Consider the following 12,749-nt stretch of genomic DNA (forward strand, 5'->3'; position numbering starts at 1 on the left):
TCCTACCGGACCAGGGCCTGTATCCCGTCCCGGACCGGCGCTTGTATCCCGTCCCGGACCGGCGCTTGTATCCCGGGCCAGGGCCGGTGTCGCCTCCCGGACCGCGGGGCTCCGTCCCGGACCGGGGTCAGGACTCCGTTCGGTACATCAGGTCGGTCTCGTGGGTGACGAAGCCGAGGCGTTCGTAGACGGCGACGGCCGGCTTGTTGTCGGCGTCCACGTAGAGCATCGCGGTGGGGAGGCCCTGGGCGGCGAGATGGCGGAGCCCGATCGTGGTCAGGGCCTTGCCGAGGCCGCCACCCTGGACGCCCGGGCGCACACCGAGGACGTACACCTCACCGAGGCCCTCCTCGGCGTGCACCTTCGTCCAGTGGAAGCCGACGAGTTCGTCGCCGCGGAAGGCGAGGAAGAAGCCGGCCGGGTCGAACCACGCCTCGCCGATCCGGTCGTCCAGGTCGCGCTGCGTGAGGGAGCCCTGCTCGGGGTGGTGCGCGAAGGCGGCGGCGTTCACGGCGAGCCAGGCGGTGTCGTCCTGTCCCGGTACGAAGGCACGGACGCTCACGCCCTCCGGCAGTTTCGGGTCGGCCAGATCGAGGCCCTCCAACGGGCGCCGCATCTGGCGCAGTTCACGGAAGAGGGTGAGGCCGAGGACCTGGGCGAGATGCCGGGCGGCGGAGTGGCCGCCGTGCGCCCACACCCGCAGGCGCTTGCCGGACTCGTTGAGCATGGCCGTGCCGAGCGCGCGTCCGTGCCCGCGTCCCCGGTGCGCCGGGTGGACGACCAGTTCGGCGGCCGGGGCCTCGACCGGGTCGGTGTCCTCCAGCTGGCCGTAGCCGACCAGTTCGTCGCCGAGGGTCAGCAGCAGGTGCCGGACGCCCTCGCGGGCCCCGCCCTTCAGCTGTAGCCGCCCCTGCTCGGACACCGCCTGCTGCCCGTCCTCCAGGGCGGCCTCCGAGAGCAGCCGGAGCACGTCCTCGGCCTGGTCCGGGGAGAGCTCGGAGTAGGTCGCGATCGAGCGCGAGCTGGCGAGGGGTGACGTGTCGTCGCTGGTCATGGATACGAGGGTACGGCGCGGTGATTGGGGGACAAGCGGTTGGACGGAGTCGATGTGGATCGTGGCGGGGCGAGGTCCCGTGCGGGTGCGGGGCGGCCCTGCGGACGGCGCGGGGTGAGTGCGGTGCCGCGCGATGGGCTCCCGGGAGCGGGGCGTCAGCCTCCGGTGAGCCGATGGCAACCAGTCCGTGACCCGAACCCCCTGTTGTGCTACGCGCGTTGATTCTAAAGTGCGTGCAAAAGCCACGGCTGTCACAGAGACCGCACAGCCCGCCCGGCCCGCGCACGCACCACCCTCTCGACCGAACCACCAGCCCGGCTCGCAGGACCCGCACCGCCCGCCCGTTCCGTGCACATCGCACGGTGCATATGGCACGTCAGTTCAGTCCGGTTCAGTCACGACCCACCGCTTTCGCCTCTCACCGTTCTCCAGGGGGGAACCATGCCGCCCACCTTCCGGCACAGACGAACTCATCGACTCCTCGCGGCCGCCGCGGGTCTCGCCACCGTGGGTGCGCTGGCCGCGGCGATGCCCGCCAGCGCGCACCAGGACGACGCGACCCCGCTGCACCACCACGGCAGCGGCCGCTACCAGGACGTCCAGCTGCTCTCCTTCAACGACCTGCACGGCAACCTGGAGCCGCCGACCGGCTCCTCCGGCCGTGTCACGGAGCTGCAGCCCGACGGCACGACGAAGACCATCGACGCGGGTGGCGTCGAGTACCTGGCCACGCACCTGCGCGACGCCCGCAAGGGCAACAAGTACTCGATCACGGCCGCCGCCGGTGACATGGTCGGCGCCTCTCCCCTGATCTCCGGGCTCTTCCACGACGAGCCGACGATCGACGCGCTGAACAAGCTCGACCTGGACGTGACGAGCGTCGGCAACCACGAGTTCGACGAGGGCGCCAAGGAGCTGGCCCGCCTGCAGAAGGGCGGCTGCCACCCGACGGACGGCTGCTACGACAAGAAGGCGAAGTTCAAGGGCGCCGATTTCCCCTACCTCGCGGCGAACGTCACCGACGAGAAGACCAAGAAGCCGATCCTCAAGCCCTACTGGGTCTGGAAGAAGAACGGCGTCAAGGTCGGCTTCATCGGCGTCACGCTGGAGGGCACGCCGAACATCGTCTCCGCCGAGGGCGTCAAGGGCCTGAAGTTCGGCGACGAGGTCGAGACGATCAACAAGTACGCCAAGGAACTCCAGCGGCAGGGCGTGAAGTCCATCGTCGCGCTGATCCACGAGGGCGGGGCGCCCGCCTCGCAGTCGTACAACTACGACTGTGACAGCCCCGGCGCGGGCGACGGCATCTCCGGGCCGATCGTCGACATCGCCAAGAACGTCACGCCGGCCGTCGACGCCCTGGTCACCGGCCACACCCACCAGGCCTACGCGTGCACCATCCCCGACCCGGCCGGCAACCCCCGCATGGTCACCTCGGCCTCCTCCTTCGGCCGGCTCTACACGGACACCACGCTGACCTACGACCGCCGGACCGGCGACATCGCGCGCACGGCGGTCAAGTCCGCGAACCACGTGGTCACCCGTGACGTCGCCAAGGCGGCCGACCTGACGTCGCTGATCGCCAAGTGGAACGCGCTCTCCGCGCCCATCGCCTCGCGTCCCATCGGCTACATCGCCGGTGACATCGGCAACGCCGGCACCGAGTCCCCCCTCGGCGACCTGATCGCCGACGCGCAGCTCGCGTACGGCAAGTCCGTCGACGCCGAGGCCGACCTCGCCGTGATGAACCCGGGCGGCATCCGTGCCGGGCTCACCTACACGGCGAGCGGCAGCGAGGGCGACGGCGTCGTGACCTTCGGCGAGGCGTACACGGTCCAGCCGTTCGCCAACACGGTCAACCTGGTCGACCTCACCGGCGCCCAGGTGGTCACCGCGCTCCAGCAGCAGGTCAGCGGTGCCAACGAGGCCTCCCCGAAGATCCTCCAGATCTCCAAGGGCCTCACCTACACCCTCGACCTGACGAAGACCGGCGCGGCCCGCGTCGTCGCCGACTCGGTCGAGCTGAACGGCACGGCCATCGACCCGGCCGCCACCTACCGCGTCGCGATGAACTCCTTCCTCGCGGGCGGCGGCGACGGCTTCGCGGAACTCGGCAAGGGCACCAACGTCCGGGTCGGCAACGACGACCTCGCGGCCCTGGAGAGCTACCTGACGGCCGGCTCCTCCGCCACGGCGCCGTACCCGGTCCCGGCCGCGGACCGGATCACGATCGTCAAGTAGTCCCGCGGTACCGCCGCCGATCGTGAAGTTGATCGCATACGGGCGGTAGCAGTTGCGGTCAGGGGCGGTACGCATGGTCGGATGAGACGATGCGTACCCCCCACCGCATAGCCACGCATTCCTTTCCGAACCCCTACGAAGAACTGGGTGCCCTCGACGGCACCGGGCCGCTGGAGGACTTCCTCCACGAGGACCTTCCCCGGGACGACCTCCCGGAGGACCCGGACGACGGCTGGTCCCCGCCCAACCACCGGCGCGGCAGCCGGCGCCGCCGCAGGCGCTTCGCCGGTCTCCCGTTCGCCGTCAAGGCGTCCGCCACGGTCCTGGCCCTCGCGGCCTTCCTCGCCCTCGGCGACCGCTGGGCGGTGCTGTACGCCGAGCACCGGGCGGCCGACAAGCTCAAGGACCAGCTGCATCTGACCGCGGCCCCCGAGGTCGAGATCGGCGGCTTCCCCTTCCTCACCCAGCTCGCCGACCAGCGGCTGGACTCGGTGAAGGTGACCGTGCCCGACGTGGCCGCCGACCGGGTGTCCCTGGCGAAGGTGTCGGCGACGGCGACGAACGTCCGGCTCGACGGCGACGGCCCGACCTCCGTGCGCGGCGCCCGCATTCCCCAGATGCACGGCGAGGTCCTGCTGTCCTTCGAAGACCTGAACCGTGAACTGGGTGCCTCGCAGGTCACGTTCACCGGGCACGGCCGTGACCAGGTGCGGGCGCGCGGCACCCTGCCCGTCGCCGGGCACGATCTGCAGCTGCGGGCCGACGCGCGCATCCAGCGGGACGGCGCGCGCGGCATCTCCACCCACATCGGCGGCATGCGTCTGGACATCGGCGACCTCGCGACCTACCGCCCCGGCGCGCGCGCCTCGGAAGGCCTGCACCTCACCCGGGACACGGCCGCCCGGCTCGGCAAGGAGGCCGGGAAGGCACGGGCGCTGCTCGCCGTTCCCTCGATCGTCCACCGGCTCGGGGTGCCCGACTCCGCGGTCCGTGAGGCACTTCGTGACGACACCAAGCTGGCGTCCCTGACCGGGGCACCCGCCTTCGTCCACCAGGCGATGCGGCTGAACCTGTTCGACGTGGCGGCCGCCCACCCGGAGCTCCTGAAGCGCCTCGGCTTCGACCCCTCCCTGCTCCAGGGCCTCACCCGTCTCACCCGTCCCGTTCTCGCCGACCAGCTCTCGCTGGGCTTCCAGCTGCCGCACCCGGCGGACGGAGCGGTGAACCTGCGGGACGTGCGGGTCGAGCGCGACGGTATCCGGGTCCAGGTGGCGGGCACGGACCTGCGGGTCGGGCACTGACCCGACCCGCGGGTCAGGGCAGCTCGGGCGGAGCGGCCGGGGCGCCGGGCAGCCGTACGGTCGCGATCGTGCCGCCGTCCTCCGCCGGGCGCAGCGACACCTCGCCGCCGGCCTGCTGGACCGTACGGGCCACGATGGACAGGCCGAGGCCCGATCCCGGCAGGGCCCGCGCGTCCGGCGAGCGCCAGAAACGGTCGAAGACGTGCGGGAGTTCGTCGGTGGGGATGCCGGGGCCGTGGTCGCGCACGCTCAGCTCACCGGCGTGCAGCCGTACGTCGACCGTGCCGCCCGGCGGGCTGAACTTCACCGCGTTGTCGAGGATGTTGACGATCGCGCGCTCCAGGGCGGAGGGCTCCGCCCGGACGAACCAGGGTTCCAGGTCCGCCGTGATCGTCAGCTCCGGGCCGCGCAGCCGCGCCCTGCGCAGGGCCGCCTCCACGGTGTCCTGGAGCGCCACGACCTCCACCCGGTCGCCCGCGTGCGCCTCGTCCGACCGGGACAGCGTCTGGAGGTCGCCGATGAGCGCCGCCAGTTCGGTCATCTGCGCGGTCACGGAGGCGAGCAGCGCCTTGCGGTCCGCCGGGGGGATCGGCCGGCCCGTCTCCTCGCTCCGGGTGAGGAGTTCGATGTTCGTCCGCAACGAGGTCAACGGCGTCCGCAGCTCGTGCCCGGCGTCGGCGATGAGCTGCTGCTGCAACTCGCGTGAGCTGGCGAGGGAGGCGGTCATCGAGTTGAACGACTCCGAGAGCCGCGCGATCTCGTCGTTTCCCTCGACCGGGATCCGGACGGTGAGGTCTTCCGTCCGGGCGACGTGCTCGACGGTCTCGGTGAGCTTGTCGACCGGGCGAAGCCCGGCCCGAGCCACCCAGAGCCCAGCGGCACCGGCGCCGAGAACTCCGATGCCGCCGACGAGGAGAAGGACCAGGGCCAACTCGTTCAAGGTGGCATTGGTGCCTTTGAGGGGGACGGCGTACATGGTCGCCGCGTCCTTGATGATCGTCGTGGTGCCGTCCGGATTGGAGATCATCAAGGGGACGGTCAGGACCCGGACCGGGTTGCCCTTGGTGTCGGTACCGTCCCGGAAGGTGCCGTGACCGGCCACGGGGTTCTTGGCGAAGTCCGTGTCGCTGCCGGCGACCTCGATCTTGCCCGGTGATACGGAGGCGACGCAGGACTCACCGTCCGCCGTGACCACCTGGAGGTAGGACTCGAACTGCGCCCGGAATCCGCCGGCGTCGGTCGGCGACTGTCCGGACGGGTCGACCTCGGAGCCGTTGCAGTTGCTGATGGTGCTCACCAGCTTTCCGCCCTGAGGACGGTTGGCCGAGGACTGCAACTCATTGTTCAGTTCGTCGTACAGCTTGCCCTGGACGATGAACCAGCACGTCACCGACACCGCCGCCACCGCGAACGCCACCGCTGCCGCTACCAGGAGGGCGAGCCGGGAACGCAGGGGCAGCGACCTGAACCGGCGGAACAGTCCTTTCACTCCGCGCCGCCCGACCGCAGCACGTACCCCACGCCCCGCACCGTGTGGACGAGGCGCGGCTCGCCGCCTGCCTCCGTCTTGCGGCGGAGGTACATCACGTACACGTCGAGGGAGTTCGACGACGGTTCGAAGTCGAAGCCCCAGACGGCCTTCAGGATCTGCTCGCGGGTGAGGACCTGGCGCGGGTGGGCGAGGAACATCTCCAGGAGCGTGAACTCGGTGCGGGTGAGTTCCACCGGGCGCCCGGCCCGGGTGACCTCGCGCGTGGACAGGTCCATGCGCAGGTCACCGAAGGTCAGCGCGTCGTCCTCGGGAACGGCGCCCGCGGACGCGGCGTACGAGCTGCGCCGCAGCAACGCGCGGATCCGGGCGAAGAGTTCGTCCAGCTCGAAGGGCTTGACCAGGTAGTCGTCCGCCCCGGCGTCGAGTCCCGTCACCCGGTCACCGACCGTGTCACGCGCCGTCAGCATGAGGATGGGCGTGGTCGTGCCCGCGCCGCGCATCCGGCGGGCCGCCGTGAGGCCGTCCATGCGGGGCATCTGGATGTCGAGGACCACGAGGTCGGGCTGGTAGGCCGTCGCCTTCTCCAGTGCGTCCGCGCCGTCGACCGCGACCTCGGTGTCGTACCCCTCGAAGGCGAGGCTGCGGCGGAGTGCGTCGCGCACGGCCGGCTCGTCGTCGACGATCAGGATGCGCTGGGTGTCACGGTCGCCTTCGGCGGAGCTCATGGATGTGGGTTCCTCGGGTGGGATGGGGGTCGTGGCCGGGTGCTTTCAGCGTCGCACGTCGCGGGCTGTCCCGGAATGGATCAGCTTCGTACGGTACGGCGGCGGGCCGGGGCCCGGCGCGCGGCGGGCCGGGAGGCGGCCGGGGCCAGCTCCGGGGCCCGCCGGACCGGCGCGTGCAGTGCGCGGGCGACCGCGAGGGCCAGGCCGAGGCCGGACGGGTCGTCGCCGGTCACGGTGTGCGCGACGTGCTGGATCTTCATGGCGACCTCCGGGTCAGCTGTCGGAGCCGCCGGCCCGCAGCGAGGCCAGGTCGGACTTGACGGTGTTGATCGGGATGGCGAAGCCGAGGCCGACGCTGCCCGCGCTCGACGAGGACGAGGAGGAGTCCGAAGCGGCCGAGTACATCGCGGAGTTGATGCCGACGATGTTGCCGTTCATGTCGATCAGGGCGCCGCCGGAGTTGCCGGGGTTGAGCGAGGCGTCCGTCTGCAGAGCCTTGTACGTGGTGGTGGAGGAACCGGTGTCGCCGTTGAACTGGCGCCCGCCGAACTCGAAGGGCCACTGCTCGCTGCCGCTGCCGCCGCCCTGCTGTTGCTGCTGGCCCTGGCTCTCGTCGGTGGAGACGGTCACGTCGCGGTCGAGCGCGGAGACGATGCCGCTGGTGACGGTGCCGGTCAGGCCCTCGGGGGAGCCGATCGCGACGACCTGGTCGCCGACCTGGACGCCGGCCGAGTCGCCGAGTGTCGCCGTCTTCAGGCCGGACGGCGCGTTCTCCAGCTTGATCAGCGCGAGGTCCTTCTTGCTGTCGGTGCCGACGACGCTCGCGGTGTACGACTTGCCGTTGTTCAGCCGCACCTTGATCGCGGAGGCGCCCGAGACGACGTGGTTGTTGGTGATGATCTCGCCGCCGGTCGTGATGATCACGCCCGAGCCGGTGGAGGAGCCCGCGTTCGAGGTCGCGCTGATCTCGACGATGCTCGGGCTGACCGCCTTGGCGACGCCGGAGACCGTGCCCTTCTGGCTGGTGGGCACCACGCTGGTGCTGGTGCTGCTGGAGGCGACCGTGTCGTTGCCCGTCAGCTCCTGGATGCCGTAGGCGGTGCCACCGCCGATCGCCGCGGCGACGATCGCGACAGCGGCGAGCAGGGCGAACGGGCCCTTGGCGCGCCGCTGCCTGGTGGGAGCCGGACCCTGCGGCGGAGCGGGCGGCGCCGCGAAGGCCGCGGTGGAGCCGGTGGCGTCGGAACCGTCGGGCTGACCGGCGTACGGCCCGGCGCCGTAGCCGTCACCGCCGTGGCCGTCGCCGCCGTGACCGGAGCCCGGCCACACGGTGGTGCCCGGCTCGACGTGGAGCGGCGGGGCCGGGTGGTACGCCGGCGGGGGCGGCCACTCGGGATTCACGGGGGAGGAGGAGGGGTGCGACTGCTGCTGGGGGTACGCGGACCCGTGGTCGTCGCCCTGGGGGTACTCGCCGCTGCGGCGGAAGCTCTCGGTCATGTCAAAAAGACTGTCCCCGGATCATGAGAGCTCCCTGAGGGGCCCCTGAGAAGCCCGACAGAACCTCGTATGCCCGATATAAAGGCGCCCCGGGCGGGCCCGGCCCCGCAGTCCAAGCCGCGGTCGGGCCCACTGCCGGGCGCACTGTCGGGCCCGCCGTCGGCCGTGCCCGGCGGGACCTGCCGGGTTCTCCCGGCGAGCGTCCGCCGGACGTGCGGCGGACGCTCGCCGGCCCCTCACGCGCTCCCCGGGCAAACAGCGGGTTGCGTCCCGGTGATCCCGTGGAACGGCAGGGGCGAACAGTTGTCTGACCCCTGTGAGGGCCGTGATTTCGGGGGCTGGAGAGGCCTACGATCTCCGCGCCGGAGGGGGGCTCCGCGGTTACGCCCGTTGTCGACGCACGCCATGCAAGCGGTTGCCGTCGACGGTCGGGCCGGTGCGTCGTACGCCCTTCTCAGGCCTCTGACACGGACGAACACACGCACCCACACCAGGAGCCCTGAGTGATACGTGCCCTGCGCGACCGCTGGAGACGCCCCGCCACGGCGTTGCCGACGGCCGCTCTCGCGCTGGCGCTGACCTGCGCCGGCGCCCTCGCGGCGCAGCCCGCCAGTGCGGCCGACCACCCGGCCGGACTGCCCGAAGCGAGCGTCGCCGCCCAGACCGGCGCCGCGCCCGCCCCGACCGCTTCCGACAAGGAACTGCGGCACCGCGTCGTCGAGGCCGCCAAGACCCAGGCGACGCCCGCGGCGAAGCCCAAGAAGACGCCGTTCATCATCGGCGGCACCGAGACCTCGATCTCCTCGGCGCCGTGGATGGTCCAGCTGTCCTACTACGACAGCGCGGCCGGCGAGGGCTACTTCTGCGGCGGCACCCTCGTCGCCCCCAACAAGGTCCTGACGGCGGCGCACTGTGTCGCCGGTCTCGACTGGGCGGAGAACGGCGCGGTGGTCGCCGGAGCCACCGGCCTGCTGGACGACACCAACGGCACCGTCGCGGGCGTCTACCGCCAGTGGAACCACCCGCACTTCAATGACGCGACCCTCCAGAACGACGTGGCGGTCCTCACCCTGGACCGTCCGCTGGAGCAGCAGTGGCTGAAGCTGACGGCCGCCGGCGACAGCGCCTCCTACAAGGCCGGCACCTCCGCCACCGTCTACGGCTGGGGTCTGACCTCGGGCGCCGAGGACGCGGACCTGTCGGCGAACCTGCGCAAGGTGACCCTGCCGATGGTCGCCGACTCCACCTGCAACACCGCGATGAAGACCGTCCTCGGTGAGGACGACTTCGTCGAGGGCTCGATGTTCTGCGCCGGCACCCCGGCGACGGGCACCGACGAAGGCACCAAGAGCCCCTGCAACGGCGACTCCGGCGGCCCGGTGGTCGTCGGCGGCAAGGTCGTCGGCATCGTCTCCTGGGGCGTCTCGGGCTGCACCGCGCAGGGCGCCTACCCGGTGTTCACCAAGGTGTCCTCGTACACCTGGGCGGCCCAGCCCCGTATCGACGACACGGACCTGACCTTCGACGGCCGTGCCGACCTGCTGGAGCGGACGCCCTCGGGCGGCCTGTTCGAGCAGGACAGCAAGGGCACCTCGCTGGCCGCCCGCGCCTACCAGGGCAAGGACTGGCAGTACGCGAGCTGGGTCATGCAGGCCGATCTGGACCGGGACTTCTTCCAGGACCTGATCGAGCGCGACAAGACCGACGGCAAGCTGTACCGCAGCTACTTCAACCACAGCTCGGAGCAGTTCGAGTGGATGCAGATCACCTCGGTGTGGGGCGGCTACACGTCCTACGCCGTCCCCGGTGACATGACCGGTGACTCGCGTCCCGACCTGGTCGCGGTGGACGCCGACGGCTCGGTCTACCTGTACCCGGGCAAGGGCAACGGCGAGTTCTACGGCCGCGTCAAGGTGGTCGACAAGGCCTGGAAGGGCGTCAAGATCTTCGGGCACGGCGACCTGACCGGTGACGGCCGCGCCGACCTACTGGTCCGCAACACCTCGGGCGTCCTGTACCTCTACCGGGGCACGCAGGACGAGCACACCCCGTGGTCGACGCGGATCCAGGCGCGTACGGGCTGGAACTTCACCTCGTACGTGGCCAACGGCGACGTGACCGGCGACGGCATCGCCGACGTCATGGCGCGTGACTCGGGCGGCACGCTCTGGCTCTACCCCGGCACCAACAAGGCCTCCAGCGACCTCTTCGGCTCGCGCAAGAGCCTCGGTACCGGCTTCAACCAGTACAACCTGCTGTTCTAGCTCCACCGCGGACCGACAAAAGAGATCCCCGCGTCCCCTCAGGGGCGCGGGGATCTCCGCAATCCGGGTGCCGTACGGCCTACTCGCAGCCGCAGGACTGGCGCACCACCAGCCGCGAGGGGAACAGCTTCAGCCGCTCGCGGCGGGAGCCGGCCACCCGCAGACCGTCGTCGAGCACGAGGTCGACGGCCGCGCGGGCCATCGCCGAACGGTCCGAGGCGATCGTGGTCAGCGGCGGGTCGGTCAGCCCCGCCTCCTTGACGTCGTCGAAGCCGGCGACCGCGAGCTGACCCGGCACGTCGATGCGCAGCTCGCGCGCGGCGCGCAGCACACCGATCGCCTGGTCGTCCGTGGAGCAGAAGATGGCCGGCGGCCGGTGCGGTCCGGCGAGCAGCTCCAGGCCGACCTGGTAGGCGTCGTAGCGGTTGTACGGGGCCTCGAAGAGCCGGCCCTCGGTGGGGAGCCCGGCCTCCTGCATGGCGCGCCGCCAGCCCTCGACGTGGTCGGAGACGGGGTCGCCGACCGCCGGGGTCTCGGCCGTGCCGCCGAGGCAGGCCACGTACGCGTACCCGTGCTCCAGGAGGTGACGGGTGGCGAGCTGGGCGCCCCCTATGTCGTCGGTGACGACGGCGACGTCGTCGATCGCCTCGGGGCGCTCGTGCAGCAGCACCACCCGGGCGTCCCAGGCGTCGATCTCGGCGGCCGCGTGGTCGTTCAGCGCGTGGCTGACGAGGATCAGCCCGGAGACCCGCATGCCGAGGAAGGCCCGCAGATAGTGGACCTCGCGCTCGGCGATGTAGTCGGAGTTGCCGACGAGCACCATTTTCCCGCGCTCGGCCGCGGCCTGTTCGACCGCGTGCGCCATCTCCCCGAAGAAGGGCTGGCGCGCGTCCGGGACGATCAGCCCTATGAGTTCCGTCCGCCGCGACGCCATGGCCTGGGCGACCCGGTCGGGCCGGTACCCCAGCTCCTTGATCGCCGCTTGGACGCGCTCGCGCGTGGCCGGGGCGACCGGCCGGGGTCCGTTGTTGATGACATAACTGACAACGGCGGTCGACGTACCCGCCAGTCGTGCCACATCATCCCGAGTCACCTTGGCCACGCGCGGAGTCTACGCGGATGGACCTACCTCTGGGCAGGGCGTACGGCTGCTTCCTGCGGCTGCTCGGAGGCCTCCGCCGGAGCGGCGGCGTCCAGGTGCGCCGTCTCGTCCGCATCGTCCGGCTTTGGCTGGGCCGCCTTGGCCTTCGCGTTGTCCGCCGCGCGGTCCACCTTCTCCGGTGTGACGAAGCGGTAGCCGACGTTACGGACGGTTCCGATCAGCGACTCGTGCTCGGGCCCGAGCTTCGCGCGCAGCCGTCGTACGTGCACGTCGACCGTCCGCGTGCCGCCGAAGTAGTCGTAGCCCCAGACCTCCTGGAGCAGCTGGGCGCGGGTGAAGACGCGGCCCGGGTGCTGCGCGAGGTACTTGAGGAGCTCGAACTCCTTGAAGGTCAGGTCGAGGACCCGGCCCTTGAGCTTGGCGCTGTACGTCGCCTCGTCCACGGAGAGGTCACCGTTGCGGATCTCCATGGGGGAGTCGTCGTTGACGATCTGCTGGCGGCCCATCGCGAGCCGCAGGCGGGCCTCGACCTCGGCCGGACCGGCCGTGTCGAGGAGAACGTCGTCGATGCCCCAGTCGGCCGTGACGGCCGCGAGGCCGCCCTCGGTGACGACGAGGATGAGTGGACAGCCGGGTCCCGTGGAGCGCAGCAGCTGGCACAGGCTGCGGACCTGCGGGAGATCACGTCGTCCGTCGATGAGGATGACGTCGGCACCGGGGGTGTCGACGAGGGCCGGGCCTTCGGCCGGCGCCACGCGCACGTTGTGCAGCAGCAGGCCGAGAGCGGGAAGCACCTCCGTCGACGGCTGAAGGGCGTTGGTCAGGAGCAAGAGTGAACTCATCGCGCCTCACCCACCTGGGTCGTCCTGCGGTCGTGCTCGGTTCGCTCGCCCATAACGTCTGGTTCCTCCTCGGTCCCTGCGAGGACGTTTGCGGCACTGCTCTTTCCTGCGGCTCCCGCGCCCTGGGATCCGCAGGGCCTCCCTGGCCCCGTACACCTGCGGTTTCCCGCTTCGTATACAACGGTCCTGGAAGCACAAAAGGACCCGGGGGCTACTCTGCCCGAGTCCTCA

The 12,749-nt window shown here is 71.1% G+C and carries 10 protein-coding genes; 3 read left to right on the plus strand and 7 right to left on the minus strand.

Features of this window, described 5'->3' with window-relative positions; translation table 11 throughout:
• Nucleotides 1-127: 127 nt before the first annotated feature.
• The gene (mshD, locus tag OG406_RS21610) at nucleotides 128-1,054 is read right to left on the minus strand and encodes a mycothiol synthase (protein WP_329187267.1); all 927 of its coding nucleotides are present in this window, start codon (nucleotides 1,052-1,054) and stop codon (nucleotides 128-130) included.
• A 441-nt stretch (nucleotides 1,055-1,495) separates the two neighbouring features.
• Between mshD and OG406_RS21615 the strand changes: the two genes are divergently transcribed.
• Nucleotides 1,496-3,295, plus strand: coding sequence for a bifunctional metallophosphatase/5'-nucleotidase (locus tag OG406_RS21615; RefSeq protein ID WP_267051232.1), 1,800 nt, complete (start codon nucleotides 1,496-1,498; stop codon nucleotides 3,293-3,295).
• An 89-nt stretch (nucleotides 3,296-3,384) separates the two neighbouring features.
• Nucleotides 3,385-4,596, plus strand: a complete 1,212-nt coding sequence (locus OG406_RS21620; protein ID WP_329187269.1) for an LmeA family phospholipid-binding protein — start codon at nucleotides 3,385-3,387, stop codon at nucleotides 4,594-4,596.
• Between the two features lie 13 nt (nucleotides 4,597-4,609).
• Here the strand turns inward: OG406_RS21620 and OG406_RS21625 are convergent, their stop codons facing one another.
• From OG406_RS21625 to OG406_RS21640, 4 genes are all read right to left on the minus strand, one after another.
• Entirely contained in the window at nucleotides 4,610-6,085 is a 1,476-nt protein-coding gene (locus OG406_RS21625) for a HAMP domain-containing sensor histidine kinase (protein WP_164374183.1), read from the minus strand.
• Nucleotides 6,082-6,813: a response regulator transcription factor gene (locus OG406_RS21630; protein WP_081218134.1), complete on the minus strand. Its 732-nt coding sequence runs from the start codon at nucleotides 6,811-6,813 to the stop codon at nucleotides 6,082-6,084. Before OG406_RS21630 ends, OG406_RS21625 begins: the two co-directional genes overlap by 4 nt.
• An 80-nt stretch (nucleotides 6,814-6,893) precedes the next feature.
• A complete protein-coding gene (locus OG406_RS21635; protein WP_164374184.1) occupies nucleotides 6,894-7,073 on the minus strand; it encodes a hypothetical protein in 180 nt (59 codons plus the stop codon).
• Between the two features lie 13 nt (nucleotides 7,074-7,086).
• A complete protein-coding gene (locus OG406_RS21640; protein ID WP_329187271.1) occupies nucleotides 7,087-8,310 on the minus strand; it encodes a S1C family serine protease in 1,224 nt (407 codons plus the stop codon).
• A 503-nt stretch (nucleotides 8,311-8,813) separates the two neighbouring features.
• Between OG406_RS21640 and OG406_RS21645 the strand changes: the two genes are divergently transcribed.
• Nucleotides 8,814-10,574 (plus strand): trypsin-like serine protease, encoded by a 1,761-nt coding sequence (locus tag OG406_RS21645; RefSeq protein ID WP_329187272.1) that lies wholly within the window; start codon nucleotides 8,814-8,816, stop codon nucleotides 10,572-10,574.
• Nucleotides 10,575-10,653: 79 nt separating this feature from the next.
• Here OG406_RS21645 and OG406_RS21650 read toward each other — a convergent pair whose 3' ends face one another.
• Both OG406_RS21650 and OG406_RS21655 read right to left on the minus strand, forming a co-directional pair.
• Nucleotides 10,654-11,676 carry a LacI family DNA-binding transcriptional regulator gene (locus OG406_RS21650; protein ID WP_081218131.1) on the minus strand — a complete coding sequence of 341 codons (1,023 nt, stop codon included), beginning with the start codon at nucleotides 11,674-11,676 and terminating at the stop codon, nucleotides 10,654-10,656.
• 23 nt (nucleotides 11,677-11,699) lie between these two features.
• Nucleotides 11,700-12,518 carry a winged helix-turn-helix transcriptional regulator gene (locus tag OG406_RS21655; protein ID WP_164374187.1) on the minus strand — a complete coding sequence of 273 codons (819 nt, stop codon included), beginning with the start codon at nucleotides 12,516-12,518 and terminating at the stop codon, nucleotides 11,700-11,702.
• Nucleotides 12,519-12,749: the final 231 nt, after the last annotated feature.

The sequence above is a fragment of the Streptomyces sp. NBC_01428 genome (assembly GCF_036231965.1).
In the GTDB taxonomy this organism is placed as follows: Bacteria; Actinomycetota; Actinomycetes; order Streptomycetales; family Streptomycetaceae; genus Streptomyces.

What these genes read in the sequence shown, in the direction of transcription:
- OG406_RS21615 (WP_267051232.1), top strand. Translation starts at nt 1,496, where the DNA reads ATGCCGCCCACCTTCCGGCACAGACGAACTCATCGACTCCTCGCGGCC.
- OG406_RS21635 (WP_164374184.1), bottom strand. Translation starts at nt 7,073, where the DNA reads ATGAAGATCCAGCACGTCGCGCACACCGTGACCGGCGACGACCCGTCC.
- OG406_RS21630 (WP_081218134.1), bottom strand. Translation starts at nt 6,813, where the DNA reads ATGAGCTCCGCCGAAGGCGACCGTGACACCCAGCGCATCCTGATCGTC.
- mshD (WP_329187267.1), bottom strand. Translation starts at nt 1,054, where the DNA reads ATGACCAGCGACGACACGTCACCCCTCGCCAGCTCGCGCTCGATCGCG.
- OG406_RS21640 (WP_329187271.1), bottom strand. Translation starts at nt 8,310, where the DNA reads ATGACCGAGAGCTTCCGCCGCAGCGGCGAGTACCCCCAGGGCGACGAC.
- OG406_RS21620 (WP_329187269.1), top strand. Translation starts at nt 3,385, where the DNA reads ATGCGTACCCCCCACCGCATAGCCACGCATTCCTTTCCGAACCCCTAC.
- OG406_RS21655 (WP_164374187.1), bottom strand. Translation starts at nt 12,518, where the DNA reads ATGAGTTCACTCTTGCTCCTGACCAACGCCCTTCAGCCGTCGACGGAG.